This is a genomic window from Phenylobacterium sp. NIBR 498073 (assembly GCF_027286305.1).
Classification (GTDB): domain Bacteria; phylum Pseudomonadota; class Alphaproteobacteria; order Caulobacterales; family Caulobacteraceae; genus Phenylobacterium.
On sequence record NZ_CP114599.1, the window covers coordinates 1,574,100 to 1,590,001 of the forward strand.

Here is a 15,902-nt window from a genome sequence, read left to right on the forward strand (position 1 = left end):
TTTGGCCCCTATCTTGCCAGTTTCCGGCTGCATGGAGCCGGGACTGAAACAGATCGGGACTTCGCCGCTGCCACTGTCGCAGATCATCTCCCAACGCGGCCTGATTGCGGCCCTGGCGGCGACCTGCGGGTTGGCGGTGATACTGCTTGCCTGCGCGAACCCCCGCTACGCCGATGGTAGCGACGGGCGGTCGCAGGGCCTGGCGCAGGTGGCGCGGACCTTCTCCGAACGTGGGCTGACGCGGCTGACCGCCGACATGGACCCGGCGATGCTGGCCCTGGCCAAGCGGCACGATCCGCTGGCCCGGCAAGCCGATCCGTGGGGGCGGACGGTCGGGTGGACCAGCCTCGACATCTCCAAGATTCCCGACCTCGGGCTCGACACCAGTTCGGTGGAGACGGCCGAGGAGATCAACGCCATGCGGGCGTTTTCCAAGCTGCCGATCCGCCCGATGCGGCCGTTCGTGCTGCACGCCGGCGGCCAGGACGCAGGCCGGGCGCTGAAGTGCCTGTCGGAGGCGGTCTATTACGAAAGCGCGCGCGAGCCGCGGCTCGGCCAGGAGGCGGTGGCCCAGGTGGTGCTGAACCGGGTGCGTCATCCGGCCTATCCGAAGTCGGTCTGCGGCGTGGTCTATCAGGGCTCGGCCCGGACCACCGGCTGCCAGTTCAGCTTCACCTGCGACGGCTCGCTCCGCTACGCGCCGGAACCGGGCCTGTGGCGGCAGGCGCAGGAGGTGGCCCGGCGCGCCCTGGCCGGCCACGTCAACAAGACCGTCGGCTCGGCCACCCATTATCACGCCGAGTATGTCGCGCCGTACTGGGCGCCGACCCTGGTCAAGATGAAACAGGTCGGGCTGCACATCTTCTACCGCTGGACCGGCCCTTGGGGGGAGCCGCCGGCCTTCACCGGCCGTTATGCCGGCGGCGAGGCCTTCATCTCGCCGGCGATCCTCGGCGGGCTGGACGCGCGCACCAACGGATTGCTCAACCCTGAGACCCAGGGGATCGGCGGCGGCCGGCAGGTCACCCTGGCCGTGGCCGGCGAGGTGCGGACCTACAATGTCGCCGACGCGTCCGCGGCGGGCGGCGAACGGACCCGGGTGCTCGGCACGCTCTACGCCCCGCGGCGCAAGCCGACCGCCCAGGAGATCCAGGAGATCAACCGCTCGCTGGCGGCCATGGAGACCAAGGACGACGCCGGCGTGGCCGACGCCCCTGCGCACAAGACCTCGCCCGATACTGGCGCAGGCGCGCTGCAGGAGTAAGCTTGGCGGTCATGACCGCCGTTCTCGCGATCCACGCGCATCCCGACGATATCGAAACCCTCTGCGCCGGCACGCTCGCCGTGCTGGCCGCGGCGGGGCATCAGGTTCGCATCGCCACCGTCACTGGCGGGGATCTCGGCTCGACGGTCACCGCGCCGCATGAGACCTCGGCCATTCGTCAGGCCGAGGCGGCGCGGGCCGCCGCCCTGATCGGCGCGGAGTACCGCTGCGGCGGGGTTCCCGATCTCGGCGTCTTCAACGACGACCCGACCCGTCGCCGGGTGACCGAGCTGATCCGCTGGGCCCAGGCCGAGGTGGTGATCACGGCCTCGCCGGCCGACTACCATCCCGACCACGAGGCCGTGAGCCAGCTGGTGCGCGATGCGTGCTTCGCCGCCTCGGTGCCGAACTATGCGACCGGCGAGGCGGCGCCGTTGGCGGCCATTCCGCACCTCTACTTCATGGACCCGATCGGCGGGCGCGACCGCGAGGGCGTCTGGACGGATCCCGACTTCGGCGCCGACGTCGCCGCCGTGTTCGAGACCAAGCGCGCGATGCTGGCCTGCCATGTCAGCCAGGACGCCTGGGTGGCGCGCCAGCACGACATTCCCGACCACCTGGCCTCGATGGAGAGGTGGACCCGCCGCCGCGCCCGCGATTTCGGGGCCGAGCTGGCCGAGGGCTTCCGCCAGTATCGGCACCACCCCTATCCAAAGACCCCGCTGCTGCAGGAGATGCTGGGCGCGAGCCTGCTGGCGCCGCCGCCTCAGGCTCCGCGCGCGGCGTCGTAGCGCGCCCACATCGGGCCGCAGTCGAGCATCTCGCCGGTCTGCATCGCCTCGTCGATGGCCATGACCGTGAGGCCGGCCTCCATCGACTCGAACGGCGTCACCGGGAAGTCCTGACGCCCTTCCAGGGTCGCCAGCAGATCGCGGGCCATGGCCTGGTCGGCACCGTTGTGGCTGTCCTCGGTGCGTCCGCCGTAGTCGATGCGCTCGGGCTTGCCGCGGTCCATGGCGCGGCGGACCATCAGCTTGTTGCGCACCAGATCGGCGATCAGCGTGCCCTCGGTCCCGGCCACGTACCAGCGGCGCTCGGGCAGGGCGACGTGGCTGTTGGCGTGGAACGACAGCCGCACGCCGTTCTCGTACTGCACCAGGGCGTTCTGGTGGTCGGTGACGTCCATGTCGGAGTGGAAGGCGTCGTTGGCGCTGGCCCAGCCGGCGTCGCGCAGGGCGTAGGCGAGCTGGCCGTCGCTGTAGGCGTAGTGGCCGGCGCGGTCGGGGGTGAAGATGTCGCGGCCGCCGAAGCTGGCGACCTTGGCCGGCCGCGAGCGGGTCAGGCGGCCGAAGATATCGAAGTCGTGGCAGACCTTGTCGAGCAGGTACGATCCGCCATAGGCCTGCTTGCGCCGCCAGTTGCGGGCCAGATAGCCGCCGTGCTCGGGCGGCAGGTGCTCGGTGGCGTCGATGGAGATCACCTGGCCGAGCTGGCCGCCGTCGACCCGCGCGATCGTCTCACGCACGATCGACATCGAGCGCATGACGAGGCCGATATAGAGCGGCGGACCGCCGCCGGCGGCCAGTCGATGGGCCAGGGCCAGGGTCTCGGACTGGGTCCGCACGATCGGCTTCTCGGCGAAGATCGGCCAGCCGGCGTCGAGGGCCAGGTTGAGGTGCTCGAAGTGCAGGTGGTTGGGCGAGCCGATCATCACCAGGTCGTAGGGGCCCTGGGCGAGCAGCGCGGCGGCGTCGGGGAGTGCCGGGCCGGGATCGATGCCGGCGGCCGCCAGGATCGGCGCGCCGACTGGGGCCGGATCGGCGTGCGCGACGACCTGCAGGCTCCAGCCGACCTCCTGCATCGCCGCCAGCACATGAGCGATGCGCTGGCCCAGTCCGATGACGCCGATACGGTAGGTTTTCATGGCCGCCTTCCAGAAAGCTGACGGCGCGAGCTTAGCGCGGACGCGGCGGCCGGCTAGTGGCCTTCGCCGCCGCCGAAGGCGTCCGGGTAGGCGACCAGCAGGGGACCGTCGAGCGCCCCGTCCTCAAGCGCCAGGGCCATGAAGGCCGGACTGCCGGAGTAGGGCGACTTCACCTGGGCGGCGGCCTGAGCGCTGAAGCCGAACTTCGGATAGTACTCGGGATGGCCCAGCACGATGACCGCGTGGGCGCCGAAGTCCTTGGCGGTCTCGATCGAGGCGGCGGTCAGGCGCTTGCCGACGCCGTCGCGCTGGCGGTCCGGGCGCACGGCGAGCGGTGCGAGCGCGGCGTAGAGGTTCACGCTGTCGGCCCACAGCCGGCTGTAGAGGATGTGGCCGACGACCTCGCCGTTCTCCTCCTCGACCAGTTCGAACATCACGTCGTCGGCGGCGCGCAGCCGCTCGACGAGGTCGGCCTCGTCGGCTTGCCCGAAGGCGGCGGCGACGATCTCGCGGATGGCGGCGTGGTCGGCGGGGCGGGCGTGGCGGATCATGCCGCCAGACTAGGCCGCTTTCACTTCAGGGGAAGGCAGATTTCAGTAAGCAACTCGGCTGGCGGCGTATTGCTAGGATTGTTCAGGTTGACCTCGAACAGCGGGGCGTCGGCGGGCTCCTCGCCGCTGGCCGTGAGCCAGGCGAACAAGGCGTCGTAGGTGCGGGGCAACTCGGCGTAGGGGCCCTTGTGCAGGGCGACGGCGTGCTTGCCGCCGGGGATGTCGTGGATCGCGACTCCATCGCTCCCGGCGATGGCCGGGCCGACGGTCAGGCCGACGAGGACGTGCCGGCCGGGGGGCGGGGCGTTGCAGTGATCCCCCTCGGGGTAGACCGCCACGCCATACGACGTCGAACCGAGCATGCCGCGAGGTCCGGCCCAGGCGGCGAGGCGCTGGAAACTGCGGCCGATCTCGGCGTAGGGCCCGGCGTGCTCGATGGCGGCGATGCGCAGGGGCGGGAGGTCCCTGACCTCAATGGTCATGATGCGGGCTCCTTGAGACATGCGGGCGGCCAGATTCAGGCGGTGCGACTTGCGGAAAGCGTCGGGCGGCTGGCCGTAGGCGGCGGAGAACGCGCGACTGAAGGCGGCGTCAGACCCGTAGCCGGCGCGGCGGCGGACGTCGGCGACTGGAAATGCGGTGCGCGCCAGGTCGGTTGCGGCCCGGGCGAGACGCAGGCGCGTCAGAGTCTCGGCCGCCGTTTCGCCCATCGCGGCCCGGTAGACGCGGTGGAAATGATGGGGCGAGTAGCAGGCGATCTGCGCCAGCCGGGCCAAGTCAAGCGGCGCGTCCAGATTGGCCGCGATGTGGTCCGCCACCCGTTGCAGGCGGCGTCCGTAGTCGAGGCTGGTGTTGGCTCTCTGCATGAAGAGACCATACCGCGCCGCGGTTGATCGCGATTGCGGACTATCGAGGCCTACTCCGCGGCCAGGGCCGTGGGCGCGGCCTGCGGGCCGCGGATCAGCTTGCCGGGCATTTCGCCGGTGGCCTCTCCGTGCTCGAAGGTGATCACCCCGTCGACGACCGTGGCGCGATAGCCGCTGGCCCGCTGGACGAGCCGGCGGCCGTCGGCCGGCAGGTCGAAAACCATCTCCGGCGCGTGGATCTGCAGCGCGTCGAAGTCGATGACGTTGAGGTCGGCCTTCATTCCCGGCGCGATGACCCCGCGGTCGTTCAGCCCGTAGAACTGGGCCGTCTCGCGGGTCTGCATGGAGACCACCTTTTCCAGCGGCAGGCGCTGGCCGCGCGAGCGGTCCCGCACCCAGTAGGTCAGCATGTAGGTCGGGAAGCTGGCGTCGCAGATCACCCCGCAGTGCGCGCCGCCGTCCGACAGGCTGAGCACGGTGTTGGGGTCGTGCATCATCTCGACGATGTGGTCGAAGCTGTGCTCGGCGTAGTTCAGCAGGGGCAGGTAGATGTACCCGGCGCCGTCGTTCTCCATGAGCATGTCGTAGACGGCGGCCTCGGGCGTGACGCCCTGGCGGGCGGCCTCGGCGGCGACGGAATCCTCGGCGCGCGGCTCGTAGTCGAGCCGGCCCTCGCGCTCCAGGCGGAACATGTTGCCGAAGTCCTGCAGCAGCGCGCCCATGGCCGGAGCCTGGGGCGTCACCTCGGTGATGATCGCCTCGCGGACCGTCGGATCGCGCAGGCGCTCCAGCCGCTCTGCGAAGGGCAGGGCGGCGATCGCCCGATAGGCGGTCTTGCGGATGAACGGGTGCACCGTCGACTGCCAGCCCAGCACCATGCCGGTGGGGCGACAGGCGATGCCGGCCTTGATGTTGGCGCCCTCGGCCTGGGCCTTGGCGGTCAGGGCCAGCATGTCGCGCCACTTGTTGGGCTGGAACGGCGACTGCAGCAGGCTGTAGTTGACCGGCAGGCCGGTCTCCTTGGCGAACGCAGCCATCCAGGCGAATTCGTCCTCGGGGATGGTCATGTCGGAGGCCAGCTCGAACACGCCATGGCCGGCCTCGCCGAGGGCGCGGCCGATGCCGATCATCTCGTCGGCGCCGGCGAAGGTGCCGGGGATGACCTCACCGTCCTTGGTCCGGTGCAGGGCCGTGCGCGAGGTCGAGAAGCCGACCGCGCCGGCCTGGACCGCCTCGCGGGTGATGCGGGCCATCTCGGCGATGTCCTCGGGGGTGGCCACCTCGTTACGCGCGCCGCGTTCGTCCATGACATAGGCGCGGATGGCGCTGTGCGGGGCCTGGGCGGCGACGTCGAGGACGCGCGGCTTGCGCTCGAGGCTGTCGAGATATTCGGGGAAGGTCTCCCAATCCCATTTCATGCCCTCGGCCAGGGCTGCGCCGGGGATGTCCTCGACCGCCTCCATGATGCCGATCAGCCACTCGTGGCGGTCGGGCCGGGCGGGGGCGAAGCCGACGCCGCAGTTGCCCATGACCACCGTGGTGACCCCGTGCCAGCAGGAGGGGCTGAGGTAGGGATCCCAGGTCACCTGGCCGTCGTAGTGAGTGTGGATGTCGACCCAGCCCGGAGTGACCAACAGCCCGTCTGCGTCGATCTCGCGGCGGCCCTTCTCTGGAACAGCGCCGACCTTGTCGATGACGCCGCCGGACACCGCGACATTGGCCTGACGGGGCGGAGAACCCGTACCGTCGACCACCAGACCACGCCGAATGACCAGATCGTACATGGCTTCCTCCCAGGAAATTTTTGGAAGGCTAGGTACGGTGACGCAACGTCATTCAAGAGGGCGCGGCGGGCGCTGTGGGACGGTCTGCTGAACCCACGTCCTCCGGGCGCGTTCCACAAGACCAGCGCAACTCGAGAGGGGCGACATGTCCATCAACAACCGCCGCGAACTCAGCCTGCTCAACCACGACGAAGGCGAACTGATCCGGGCCTCGCACCATCCGGCCATCGCCCAGCTCGACGCCAAGGATCTGGCCGAGACGCGCAAGCGTCTGCGGGCGATGCGCGATAAGGAGCGCACCCTGGCCCGGCAGAAGGTCCGCGAGGTCCGCGGCAAGGGCGAGCCGCGCGGCGGCGGCACGGCTGAGCATCTGCAGGAGCGCAAGCAGGTGTTCGCCAGCGCCCTGCGGCGGGTGAACAAGCAGGCGCACCGGATGGAGGTCGAAGAGGCGCGGGCCGCGCATGTCGAGGCCGCGAAGAAGGCCCTGGCGATGCGCCGGGCGGCCGGCGCATCGTCGCGTCCGGCCCCAGGCAAGACCGCCAGCGCCGGGATGAACCCGGTCGCGAACCAGAAGACCGCCTCCAAGGTCGCCCCGGCCAAGGTCGGCAGCGTCTCGCAGGCGACCAAGAACGCCCAAGCCAAGCGGGATAACTGAATTGCCGCGAATTGCTCCCCCTACGGGGGAGCTGTCGGCCGAATGGCCGGCTGAGGGGGATTGCTGAGTCAGCGAGCCCCCTCCGTTGCGCTGCGCGCGCCACCTCCCCCAGGGGAGGAATTAGGTTGCGTCAGTCGCCGGCGACCCAGCTGACGTCGGCGCCGAGGGCGTTGAGGTTCTCGACGAACTTCGGGTGGGCGCGCTGGATCGGCGAGGCGTTGAGGATGGTGCTCTCGCCCTCGATGCTGGCGGCCAGCATGAAGAGGGCGATGGCGACGCGGATGATGTAGGGGCTCTCGACCGTCGCCGGGGTCAGCGGCTTGCCGCCCCAGGTGATCAGGCGGTGCGGGTCGCAGAGCAGGGCGTGGGCGCCGAACTTGCCGAGCTCCGAGTGCCAGCCGAGCGCGCCGTCATAGACCTTGTTCCAGAACATCACCTGGCCTTCGGCGCGCACGCCGAGCGCGACGAAGATCGGCAGCAGGTCGGCCGGGACATAGGGCCAGGGCGCGGCCTCGACCTTGGTCAGGATGTTCGACGTGAAGGGCTCGCGCACCTTCAGCTTGCCGTCGACGCGGGCGCGGCTGAAGCCGTTCTCGTGGGTCACCTCGACGCCGAACTTGGCGAAGGTGCGGTCCAGCAGCGGGAACTGTTCGACCGAGCCGTTCTGGACGGCGATCTCGCCGCCGGTGATCGCGCCCATGGCCAGAAAGGTGGCGACCTCGTGGAAGTCGTCGGCGAAGGTGAACTCGACCCCGCCCAGGCTGTCTACGCCCGAGACGGTCAGGCGCGAGCCGCCGACGCCCTGGATGCGCGCGCCCATGCCGGCCAGGAACTCGCAGAACTCCTGGACGTGCGGCTCGCAGGCGGCGTTGGTCAGGCGCGAGAGGCCCTTGGCGGTAGCCGCGCAGAGCACGAAGTTCTCGGTGGTGGTCACCGAGGCGTAGTCGAGCCAGTGCTGGGTGGCGGTGAAGCCCTTGTCGGCGTTGATCACCGTCGCGCCGGGTTCGCTGGTGACCTCGGCCCCGAAGGCGCGGAACACCTCGATGTGCGGGTCGATCTCACGCGAGCCGAGGGTGCAGCCGGTGACGTCCTCTTCCAGGCTGGCGCGGCCGAAGCGGTGCAGCAGGGCCGGGATCAGCATGATCGACGAACGCATGCCCAGCGGCAGGTGCGCCGACTTCGGGTCCAGGTCGCGGCCGTGGTGCAGCCGCAGCGTGCCGGTGGCGTAGTCCATCTCGACCGACGAGCCGAGCTTTCCGAAGAAATCCAGCAGCTTGCGGACGTCGGTGATGTCCGGCACCCGGTGCAGGATGATCGGCTCGTCGCTGAGCAGGGTGGCGCAGAGCACCGGCAGGACGGCGTTCTTGTTGGCGGACGGCGTAATGGTTCCACGCAAGGCGCGGCCGCCTCGCACGATCAGGTTCGTCATGGCGGCGCGTGGCCTCGTCTTTCGGGATGGGGCGGCCGGCGGCCGCCCGCTAAGTTGAACTCGTGGGCGCTGTCAGAATGTCACCAGGCGCCGATGCGCTGGGCCTCGTTATGGCTGATCGGGTGCTTGGCCTTCTCGTGATCCTCTTCGGCCAGCAGTCTTACCGCTTCCAGCGCCGCCATGCAGCCCATGCCGGCGGCGGTGACGGCCTGGCGGTAGACGTCGTCGGTGACGTCGCCCGCGGCGTAGACGCCCTTGATCGCGGTCGCGGCGCTGCCGGGGACGACCTTCAGATAGCCCGAGCCGTCCATCTCCAGTTGGCCCTTGAAGAGTTCGGAAGCCGGGGCGTGGCCGATGGCGATGAAGACGCCGTCGGCGGGGATTTCGCGGACGTCGCCGGTGTTCACGTCCTTCAGCTTGACGCCGGTGACGCCGAGCGGCTCGGAAGTGCCGACCACCTCGTCGATGGCGACGTTCCAGATCACCTCGATCTTCGGGTGGGCGAACAGGCGCTCCTGCAGGATCTTCTCGGCGCGGAACTCGTCGCGGCGGTGCACGACGGTGACCTTGGAGGCGAAGTTGGTCAGGAACAGCGCTTCCTCGACGGCGGTGTTGCCGCCGCCGACCACCACGACCTCCTTGCCGCGATAGAAGAAGCCGTCGCAGGTGGCGCAGGCCGAGACGCCGAACCCCTGGAACTTCTGCTCGGTCTCCAGGCCCAGCCACTTGGCCTGGGCGCCGGTGGCGATGATCAGGGTCTCGGCCAGCCAGACCTCGCCGGAGTCGCATTCCAGGCGGAACGGGCGTTGGCTGAGGTCGGCCTTGACGACGATGTCGTTGATGATCTCGGTGCCGACATGGGCCGCCTGGGCCTGCATCTGCTCCATCAGCCACGGGCCCTGGATGACGTCGGCGAAGCCCGGATAGTTCTCGACGTCGGTCGTGATCGTCAGCTGGCCGCCGGGCTGGATGCCGGCGATCAGCACCGGTTTGAGCAGGGCGCGCGCGGCGTAGATGGCGGCGGTGTAGCCGGCCGGGCCGGAGCCCAGGACGAGGCAGCGGGTGGTGCGAGGAGCATTCTGCGACATGGCGTCTATGTAGGGGAGATTCTGAGCCGTTGCGACAGGCGCCGGGCGCGGTCGGTCAGCGCACGGCTGCGCGGCCTCAGACGCCGGGATCGCGGGCGGCCAGCCGCGGGGCGGAGATCACTTCCAGCAGAGCTTCGGCGGCGCGCTCGGCGCCCCGGCCGTCGCAGAGCTCCAGGCTGGCGGCGGTCAGGCGCGTGCGGGTGGCGGTGTCGTTGAGCAGCCGTACGGCGGCCCGGTCGAACGCGGCGGCGAAATCCGGATCAGCGGCGTCGACCACCAGGGCCGCGTCACGGTCGGCCAGGGCGCGGGCGGCCGGGCGCTGGTTCTCGGCCAGCACCAGCAGCACGGAAGGCAGGCCCAGGGTGCAGCGCTCCCAGGTGGTCGATCCGCCGGCCCCGAAGGCGACGTCGGCCTCCAGCGTCAGGCGAGCCATGTCCTGGGCGTCGATGTGCAGCATGACGCGCGGATCGTGAGCGGCGACGCGGGTGAGGCCGGGCAGGCTGGGCGCCTCGGAGCCGAGCACCACGTCGAAGGCGAGGTGGCCGTTGCGCTGGCGCAAGCGGTCGAGCACCCGCGAGGTGACGCCGCCGACGTCGGTGAGGCCCAGGGCGACCAGCACCCGCTGCACAGGCCCGCCGCGGCGAGCGATCGCGGCCTCGCGCAGGGCGGCGAACTCCGGCCGCAGCGGCGCATAGCGCGGACCGAGCAGAAGGCGCGCGCCGCCAGCGAGGTCGGCGTAGTCTTCCTCTGTGCGGGCCGGGCCGGAATCGAGCACCACGTCGGCGGCCAGCGGCCGGTCGGCGAGGTCGTCGATGACCAGGGTCGGGCGGCCTTGGGCGATGAACTGGTGATCGGCGCGGCCCAAGCCGTAGTGGTCGAACACCACGGCGTCGAAGGCCAGGCCGGCGACTGCGGCGGGCAGGTCCGCGGCGGCGACCGAGGCCACCGCCTCACGGCTCATGTCTGGTGCGAAGGCGTCGAGGATGCCGGCGACGACCGGCGGGGCCAGGAACACGCACTCCGCGCCGTGCTCGCCCAGCGCCCTGGCCAGGCTGAGTGAGCGCATCACATGCCCGCCGCCGACCGCCGGGCCGGCGTTGGCGATGAAGAGGATGCGTGGTCGCAGAATCATCTTGCAACCATGGGACGCCGAAAGCTGCGGCTTGGAAAGGGGCGGAGCTCAGCGCGGCAGGCGCACGAAGAACAGCTCGGGATCGCCGGGATCCAGGTGGTCGACCTGCCCGGCCGGCAGGTAGCCGCGCGCGAGCAGAAGGGCGCGCATGATCGCGTTGGAGACATTGGTCGAGACGAACAGCTTCTCGGCGGCGTGCTTCCGCTCGATCTCGTCCAGCAGCGCGCTGGCCACCCCGCGGCGCCGGAACCGCGGATCGGTGACGATCAGGTCCAGGAAGGGGTTGCTGAAGAACCGGCCCATCACGGCGAACCCGGCAGGTCGGCCGTCGAGATAGGCCATCTGCGCCCCGCGGCCTTGCTCCCCGGCGAAGGCGCGGCGCAACCAGTCGGCGCGGTGGGCGCTGGTCGCGGCGGCCGGATCGATCGCCAGGGCGATGGCGGCGTCGTCGGCTCCGGCCAGGCGGATCGCGACGGCCATGGTTCAGGCCTTGCGGGCGTCCAAGCGGCGCAGCACCTCGTCGGCCGCGCGCTCGGTCTCGGCCAGCGGCTCGTAGGTCCAGCGGTGGAAGGCGCCGCCGAACGGTCGGGCCGCGCCCAGGCGCTCCAGGTCCTCGTGGAACAGCCGGAACTTCAGGCTCTCGCCGTCCATCTTCATCACGAACACCGGCTTGCCGGTCGAGGCGGCGTCGGTGGCCAGGTTGGTCGAGTCCTCGGTGACCAGGATGTAGTCGGCCGCCGCCAGGTAGGCGAAGTAGGGATTGTCGCCTTCGCCGTCCCAGATGACGCCGGGCAGGTGTCTGAGGCGGGCCTCGAGGAGGTTCTTGGCCGGCTCGGGGGTGCGGCGGGTGAAGCTGACCATCACCGAGCCGCCTTCCTGAACGACCGGCAGCTCGATCTCGCGGGCCATGGCGGCGGCGCGCTCGGGCGAGATGTCATGGGCCTTGGACTTGCCGCCGATGATCACCGCCACGCGCGGGCGGGGCAGAGCGTCCAGCTGTGCCTGAAAGCGCTGCAGGTCGACGGCCATGCGCTCGGCGTTCACGCGACCGGGCGAGCCGGTGATCGGAAAGACGTTGTCGCCCTCCAGCCGGTCATGCCGGGGCGGAATGACCAGATCGAACAGCCGGGTCGGCATGCGCGGGTCCTGGACCTGGACGACATAGGTCCGGCGGCCCGACCAGCGTCTCATGCGGATCGACAGCGGCAGGGTCGCGCGGCCGGCGGCGATCCAGAGGTCGGGCCAGGGGGGGGCGATGTCGCTCTGCGGGGTCAGCAGCCGGCGCGGAAAAGGCGTCAGCCACCACGGTAGGCGGCCGATCCAGCTCTTCCAGCCGATCTGCTTGACGACGACCTGGGCGGGGCGCTTGCGCGCGATCGCATTGGCCAGACCGACGACTTGGGCCTCGATGCCCGCGCGCCCGTCGGACACCGCCCAGATGACGAGCGGCGCGGTGGGCGGCGGGTTTTGAGCTGACAAGCCGGGAGGGCCTAGATCCACTCGACCTTGAGGATCTCGTAGGCCTTGCCGCCGCCGGGGGTGTTCACCTCGACGACGTCGCCGGTTTCCTTGCCGATCATGGCGCGGGCCAGGGGCGAGACGATGGAGATCTTGCCCTGTTTCACGTCGGCCTCATGTTCGCCGACGATCTGGTAGCGGGCCTCTTCCTCGGTGTCCTCGTCGACCACCGAGACGGTGGCGCCGAACTTCACCTGAGTGCCGGAGAGCTTGGATACGTCGATGACCTGAGCGCGGGCCATCTTGTCCTCGATCTCGGCGATCTGGCCTTCGATCCAGCCCTGGCGCTCCTTGGCGGCATGGTACTCGGCGTTCTCGGAGAGGTCGCCATGCGAGCGTGCTTCAGCGATCGCAGCGATCACAGCGGGACGCTCGATAGTCTTCAAACGCTTCAGTTCATCGTCGAGAGCTTGCCAGCCCTCGGCGGTCATCGGGACTTTTTCCATCGTGGATGAGGACTCGGATTCGCCCTTTTGGGAGTTCGTTGCCGGCCGCGGGCGCAGGCGTCCGGGGGGCTAGAGATTAGATGTCGCAGCAGAAAAACTCAAGGGTGCGCGGGCAGGCGGCCCCTGGAACTGGGTTCGAAAGCTGTTGAGAAGCGTGCGGGACGCTACGGAGTCAGGTGCTTTCGGAGACGATTGCGCCTTGCAGCTCGCTGGCGTCGGGCGCCTCGAACACTCCTTCGATGAAGTCGAACATCTCTGGCGTCACCCCGATGGCGAAGGTCTCGCCGCGGACCTCGTTGCGCTCGAGCACGCGCGCGCGGCGCACCTCTTCTGGGGCGGTCACGAAGTGGAACTGTATCGGCAATTCCACGGCCTGGGCGATCTCGGCCACGCGGGCGCGGTCGGAGCGCCGCAGCAGGCCGAGGTCAAGCACCACCGAGGTTCCGGCGGCGATGACGCCAGCAGCGGTGGACCAGATCTGGGCTTCGCAGCGTTCGACCCGCTCCATCATCCAGTGATATTCGATCGGCTCGGGCATGTCGGCCGCGAACAGCCGCGCCATCCAGTCGTCGATGGCGAAGTGGACCGCCGGTTCGCGCCGGGCCAGTTCCTTGGCGTAGGTGGACTTTCCGGCCCCCGAAGGGCCATAGACGACGTGAAGCATGGCGGTCATGCCCCGCCCGTAGAACATTTCCGCCGGGGCGGAAATGCCGAACGGTCGGGGCCGCCGCGACTATTTCACCGAGAGGCCGCCGTCGATGACCAGTTCGGCGCCGGTGACGTAGCGGCTCTCGTCCGAGGCCAGCCACAGCACGCCGTTGGCGATGTCTTCCGGATAGCCCTTCACGCCGAGCGGCACGCCTTCGGCGCTCATGGCGTCCAGCGCCGCGCCGCGAGGCGGACGGGCGTTGTCGCCGACCTCGCCGGTCCCGACGATGGTGTCCCAGATCGGGGTCTCGATGATGCCGGGGTGAACCGAATTCACGCGCACGCCGTCCTTGGCCGCCGCGCATTCCATGGCCACGGCCTTGGTGAACAGGCGCACCCCGCCCTTGGTGGCGCAGTAGCCGGCCAGGATGGCCGAGCCCTTGAGGCCGGCGACCGAGGACATGTTGATGATCGAGCCGCCGCCGTTCTCGCGCATCAGCGGGATCGAGTGCTTCACGCCGAGGAAAACGCCGTCGAGATTGACCGCGGTCTGCTTCTGGAAGTCGGCGAGGGTCATGGTCAGCACCGAGCCGCCGATGCCGATACCGGCATTGTTGACCAGGATGTCGAGCCGGCCGTGCTTGGCCTTCACCGACGCCACCGCGTCGATCCAGGCCTGCTCGGAGGTGACGTCGTGGTGCAGGTAGCTGGCCTTGCCGCCCATCGCCTCGATGGCGGCGACGGTCTGGGCGCCCTTGTCGTCCTGAAGGTCGGTGACGACCACCACGGCGCCTTCCTGAGCCAGCCGTTCGGCGCAGCCGCGCCCGATCCCGCTCGCCCCGCCGGTGACCAGCGCGACCTTACCCTCGACCCGACCGGCCATGCTTCGACTCCCTAAGTGATCGTTGTTCAGTTTTCTTACGCCTAGCCTAGCTTGGCGATTGAGGCCAGCCTCCCGACCCAGTGAAAGATTCGGAGTTACGGTATGTCGATCAGCATTCGTCCCTGCGTATCCGGCGACGAGGCGGCCCTGGCCCTGGTCGGGCAGGCGACGTTCCTGGAGACCTACGCCGGCGCGCTGCCGGCCGGCGACATCATCGCCCACTGCCGCACCCAGCACGCCGAGACGCTCTACGCGCAATGGCTGGGCAAGCCCGGCTATCGGCTGTGGCTGGCAGAGATGGAGGAGGGCGGGGCGCCGGTCGGCTATGCGGCGCTGACGCCGCCCGACCTGCCGGTGGCGACCGGGGAGGGCGATGTGGAGCTGAAGCGGATCTACCTGCTCAACCGCTTCCACGGCACGGGGCTGGGCGGTCGGCTTATGGCGACGGCGCTGGACAGCGCAGCGCATGCGGGCTTCACCCGCATGCTGCTGGGCGTGTTCGGCGGCAACGCGCGCGCAATCGCCTTCTACGCGCGCCAAGGCTATGTCGAGGCGGGCGTGCGCAAGTTCCGCGTGGGCGCCAACGAGTACGACGACCTGGTCCTGGCTAGAGCGCTCTGACCGGCGCCGTACTCGCGTTTAGGGTTGGCGTCCTACCAGGTGACCTTGCCGTTGGCGGTGAGCAGGCCAATCAGCATGGCCGCGCCGAGAGCGATGATCAGACCCACAACGATAAGGTCTGTGTACCCCTCGAAGCGCTCCAGCAGGTGCTTGTTCTTGTGATGGTGGACCTCACCTTCGTGGTGTCCGGATTGCATGGCGTTTCCCTTCGCACACTGAGACAGAGGACACGTCCTCGCCAGACTGCGACAGGCGCCCATGCGGGCCGACCGGCTGGTCATCAGGGGCCGCCGGAACGCGCCCACTACGCGCCTGCAAAAGCATGGCGACGCTCTGAGGTTGCGCCCCGGAATAACGTCGGTCAATCAGCAAATGCGCGTAAGTGTTTCACAAGCTTGCGCTTGCGAGGCGCTCGCATGCAGCGTCTTCGCGCTTAGATAGAGGTCTGAGGTCGGGACAGATGATGGATCGCAAGACCTATCTGAGACTTCTGCGCGGCGCCCAGGGGCGAACGCGTCGCGCCGGCGAAGCCGAGGACCTGCTTCAGGCCGCGCTGCTTTGCGCGGTCGAGGCCGGGCGTGGCGATATGAGCGCGAGCGAGAACCGGCGCTGGCTTGGCGGGGTGTTGCGCAACCGGGCCCTGCACGAAGCCCGTTCCGCCGCTCGCCGACGTCGACGTGAAGCCGACTACGCACTCGACGCCGCAGCGGAGGCGGAGGCGGGGGCCAGCGCCACCGATCCGGCCGACTTCATCGCGACGCTACCGCCCGGTCTGCGGACGACGGCCCTGCTCGTCGTGACCGGTCATACGAAGCCGGAGATCGCCTGGTTGCTGAATCTGTCGGACGTCGCCCTGCGCCAGCGGATCAGCGAGTTGAAGCGGCGCTGCCTGCAATTGGGCCTGCGCGGCGCGATCGGGGGCCGGGCCTTGCTGGGGGATCTGCCGTTCGGCCTTCTGCGCCGAGCCCTGATCGGCGTGGTTCGCCTGGTCGCGACCGAATTCGGAACGCACGACCCAGACGGGCATCTGTTCGTCGTGTCCTCACAAATCGACGTTGCGCGGCAACTAGGGGCGTCCAACATCTGAAAGGGA

General features: G+C 69.5%; 18 protein-coding genes. 5 read left to right on the top strand and 13 right to left on the bottom strand.

Annotated features, from left to right (window positions below):
• Positions 1-13 precede the first annotated feature (13 nt).
• Positions 14-1,264, top strand: coding sequence for a cell wall hydrolase (locus O4N75_RS07965; RefSeq protein ID WP_269628820.1), 1,251 nt, complete (start codon positions 14-16; stop codon positions 1,262-1,264).
• An 11-nt stretch (positions 1,265-1,275) separates the two neighbouring features.
• Positions 1,276-2,055, top strand: a complete 780-nt coding sequence (locus O4N75_RS07970) for a PIG-L family deacetylase (protein ID WP_269628821.1) — start codon at positions 1,276-1,278, stop codon at positions 2,053-2,055.
• Here O4N75_RS07970 and O4N75_RS07975 read toward each other — a convergent pair.
• From O4N75_RS07975 to O4N75_RS07990, 4 genes are read right to left on the bottom strand one after another with little or no spacing between them, the layout of a single operon-like run.
• A complete protein-coding gene (locus tag O4N75_RS07975; protein WP_269628823.1) occupies positions 2,031-3,188 on the bottom strand; it encodes a Gfo/Idh/MocA family oxidoreductase in 1,158 nt (385 codons plus the stop codon). The genes O4N75_RS07970 and O4N75_RS07975 overlap by 25 nt on opposite strands.
• Positions 3,189-3,241: 53 nt before the next feature.
• Positions 3,242-3,739: an N-acetyltransferase gene (locus O4N75_RS07980; RefSeq protein WP_267233315.1), complete on the bottom strand. Its 498-nt coding sequence runs from the start codon at positions 3,737-3,739 to the stop codon at positions 3,242-3,244.
• A gap of 20 nt (positions 3,740-3,759) precedes the next feature.
• Positions 3,760-4,605 carry an AraC family transcriptional regulator gene (locus tag O4N75_RS07985; protein WP_269628825.1) on the bottom strand — a complete coding sequence of 282 codons (846 nt, stop codon included), beginning with the start codon at positions 4,603-4,605 and terminating at the stop codon, positions 3,760-3,762.
• A gap of 50 nt (positions 4,606-4,655) precedes the next feature.
• Positions 4,656-6,389, bottom strand: a complete 1,734-nt coding sequence (locus tag O4N75_RS07990) for an amidohydrolase family protein (protein WP_269628826.1) — start codon at positions 6,387-6,389, stop codon at positions 4,656-4,658.
• Positions 6,390-6,534: 145 nt separating this feature from the next.
• Between O4N75_RS07990 and O4N75_RS07995 the strand changes: the two genes are divergently transcribed.
• On the top strand, positions 6,535-7,044 hold the full coding sequence (locus tag O4N75_RS07995; protein WP_269628827.1) for a hypothetical protein: 510 nt from the start codon (positions 6,535-6,537) through the stop codon (positions 7,042-7,044).
• A 130-nt stretch (positions 7,045-7,174) separates the two neighbouring features.
• Here O4N75_RS07995 and O4N75_RS08000 read toward each other — a convergent pair whose 3' ends face one another.
• The 8 genes from O4N75_RS08000 to O4N75_RS08035 all read right to left on the bottom strand — a co-directional run bounded on the left by O4N75_RS08000 (position 7,175) and on the right by O4N75_RS08035 (position 14,188).
• Positions 7,175-8,473 (bottom strand): UDP-N-acetylglucosamine 1-carboxyvinyltransferase, encoded by a 1,299-nt coding sequence (locus O4N75_RS08000; RefSeq protein ID WP_269628828.1) that lies wholly within the window; start codon positions 8,471-8,473, stop codon positions 7,175-7,177.
• Positions 8,474-8,553: 80 nt separating this feature from the next.
• Positions 8,554-9,561, bottom strand: a complete 1,008-nt coding sequence (trxB, locus tag O4N75_RS08005; protein ID WP_269628829.1) for a thioredoxin-disulfide reductase — start codon at positions 9,559-9,561, stop codon at positions 8,554-8,556.
• 76 nt (positions 9,562-9,637) lie between these two features.
• Positions 9,638-10,693: a UDP-2,4-diacetamido-2,4,6-trideoxy-beta-L-altropyranose hydrolase gene (gene pseG, locus O4N75_RS08010; RefSeq protein WP_269628830.1), complete on the bottom strand. Its 1,056-nt coding sequence runs from the start codon at positions 10,691-10,693 to the stop codon at positions 9,638-9,640.
• A 48-nt stretch (positions 10,694-10,741) separates the two neighbouring features.
• Positions 10,742-11,173, bottom strand: coding sequence for a GNAT family N-acetyltransferase (locus O4N75_RS08015; protein ID WP_269628831.1), 432 nt, complete (start codon positions 11,171-11,173; stop codon positions 10,742-10,744).
• 3 nt (positions 11,174-11,176) lie between these two features.
• The gene (locus O4N75_RS08020; protein WP_269628832.1) at positions 11,177-12,172 is read right to left on the bottom strand and encodes a mitochondrial fission ELM1 family protein; all 996 of its coding nucleotides are present in this window, start codon (positions 12,170-12,172) and stop codon (positions 11,177-11,179) included.
• Positions 12,173-12,183: 11 nt separating this feature from the next.
• The gene (gene greA, locus O4N75_RS08025) at positions 12,184-12,657 is read right to left on the bottom strand and encodes a transcription elongation factor GreA (RefSeq protein ID WP_269628833.1); all 474 of its coding nucleotides are present in this window, start codon (positions 12,655-12,657) and stop codon (positions 12,184-12,186) included.
• 172 nt (positions 12,658-12,829) lie between these two features.
• Positions 12,830-13,330 carry an ATP-binding protein gene (locus O4N75_RS08030; RefSeq protein WP_269628834.1) on the bottom strand — a complete coding sequence of 167 codons (501 nt, stop codon included), beginning with the start codon at positions 13,328-13,330 and terminating at the stop codon, positions 12,830-12,832.
• Positions 13,331-13,390: 60 nt separating this feature from the next.
• Positions 13,391-14,188: a glucose 1-dehydrogenase gene (locus tag O4N75_RS08035; RefSeq protein ID WP_269628835.1), complete on the bottom strand. Its 798-nt coding sequence runs from the start codon at positions 14,186-14,188 to the stop codon at positions 13,391-13,393.
• 102 nt (positions 14,189-14,290) lie between these two features.
• Between O4N75_RS08035 and O4N75_RS08040 the strand changes: the two genes are divergently transcribed.
• Positions 14,291-14,809 carry a GNAT family N-acetyltransferase gene (locus O4N75_RS08040; RefSeq protein WP_269628836.1) on the top strand — a complete coding sequence of 173 codons (519 nt, stop codon included), beginning with the start codon at positions 14,291-14,293 and terminating at the stop codon, positions 14,807-14,809.
• 32 nt (positions 14,810-14,841) lie between these two features.
• Here the strand turns inward: O4N75_RS08040 and O4N75_RS08045 are convergent, their stop codons facing one another.
• Positions 14,842-15,006: a hypothetical protein gene (locus O4N75_RS08045; protein ID WP_267233302.1), complete on the bottom strand. Its 165-nt coding sequence runs from the start codon at positions 15,004-15,006 to the stop codon at positions 14,842-14,844.
• Positions 15,007-15,269: 263 nt separating this feature from the next.
• On the opposite strand from O4N75_RS08045, the gene O4N75_RS08050 reads away from it, so the two are divergent.
• On the top strand, positions 15,270-15,896 hold the full coding sequence (locus O4N75_RS08050; protein ID WP_269628837.1) for a sigma factor: 627 nt from the start codon (positions 15,270-15,272) through the stop codon (positions 15,894-15,896).
• The last annotated feature ends 6 nt before the right edge of the window (positions 15,897-15,902 follow it).

Coding starts and splice junctions, on each gene's coding strand:
- O4N75_RS07975 (WP_269628823.1), bottom strand. CDS start 3,188: ATGAAAACCTACCGTATCGGCGTCATCGGACTGGGCCAGCGCATCGCT.
- greA (WP_269628833.1), bottom strand. CDS start 12,657: ATGGAAAAAGTCCCGATGACCGCCGAGGGCTGGCAAGCTCTCGACGAT.
- O4N75_RS08015 (WP_269628831.1), bottom strand. CDS start 11,173: ATGGCCGTCGCGATCCGCCTGGCCGGAGCCGACGACGCCGCCATCGCC.
- trxB (WP_269628829.1), bottom strand. CDS start 9,561: ATGTCGCAGAATGCTCCTCGCACCACCCGCTGCCTCGTCCTGGGCTCC.
- O4N75_RS07970 (WP_269628821.1), top strand. CDS start 1,276: ATGACCGCCGTTCTCGCGATCCACGCGCATCCCGACGATATCGAAACC.
- O4N75_RS08045 (WP_267233302.1), bottom strand. CDS start 15,006: ATGCAATCCGGACACCACGAAGGTGAGGTCCACCATCACAAGAACAAG.
- pseG (WP_269628830.1), bottom strand. CDS start 10,693: ATGATTCTGCGACCACGCATCCTCTTCATCGCCAACGCCGGCCCGGCG.
- O4N75_RS08030 (WP_269628834.1), bottom strand. CDS start 13,330: ATGACCGCCATGCTTCACGTCGTCTATGGCCCTTCGGGGGCCGGAAAG.
- O4N75_RS07985 (WP_269628825.1), bottom strand. CDS start 4,605: ATGCAGAGAGCCAACACCAGCCTCGACTACGGACGCCGCCTGCAACGG.
- O4N75_RS07995 (WP_269628827.1), top strand. CDS start 6,535: ATGTCCATCAACAACCGCCGCGAACTCAGCCTGCTCAACCACGACGAA.
- O4N75_RS08035 (WP_269628835.1), bottom strand. CDS start 14,188: ATGGCCGGTCGGGTCGAGGGTAAGGTCGCGCTGGTCACCGGCGGGGCG.
- O4N75_RS07990 (WP_269628826.1), bottom strand. CDS start 6,389: ATGTACGATCTGGTCATTCGGCGTGGTCTGGTGGTCGACGGTACGGGT.
- O4N75_RS08000 (WP_269628828.1), bottom strand. CDS start 8,473: ATGACGAACCTGATCGTGCGAGGCGGCCGCGCCTTGCGTGGAACCATT.
- O4N75_RS07980 (WP_267233315.1), bottom strand. CDS start 3,739: ATGATCCGCCACGCCCGCCCCGCCGACCACGCCGCCATCCGCGAGATC.
- O4N75_RS08040 (WP_269628836.1), top strand. CDS start 14,291: ATGTCGATCAGCATTCGTCCCTGCGTATCCGGCGACGAGGCGGCCCTG.
- O4N75_RS08050 (WP_269628837.1), top strand. CDS start 15,270: ATGATGGATCGCAAGACCTATCTGAGACTTCTGCGCGGCGCCCAGGGG.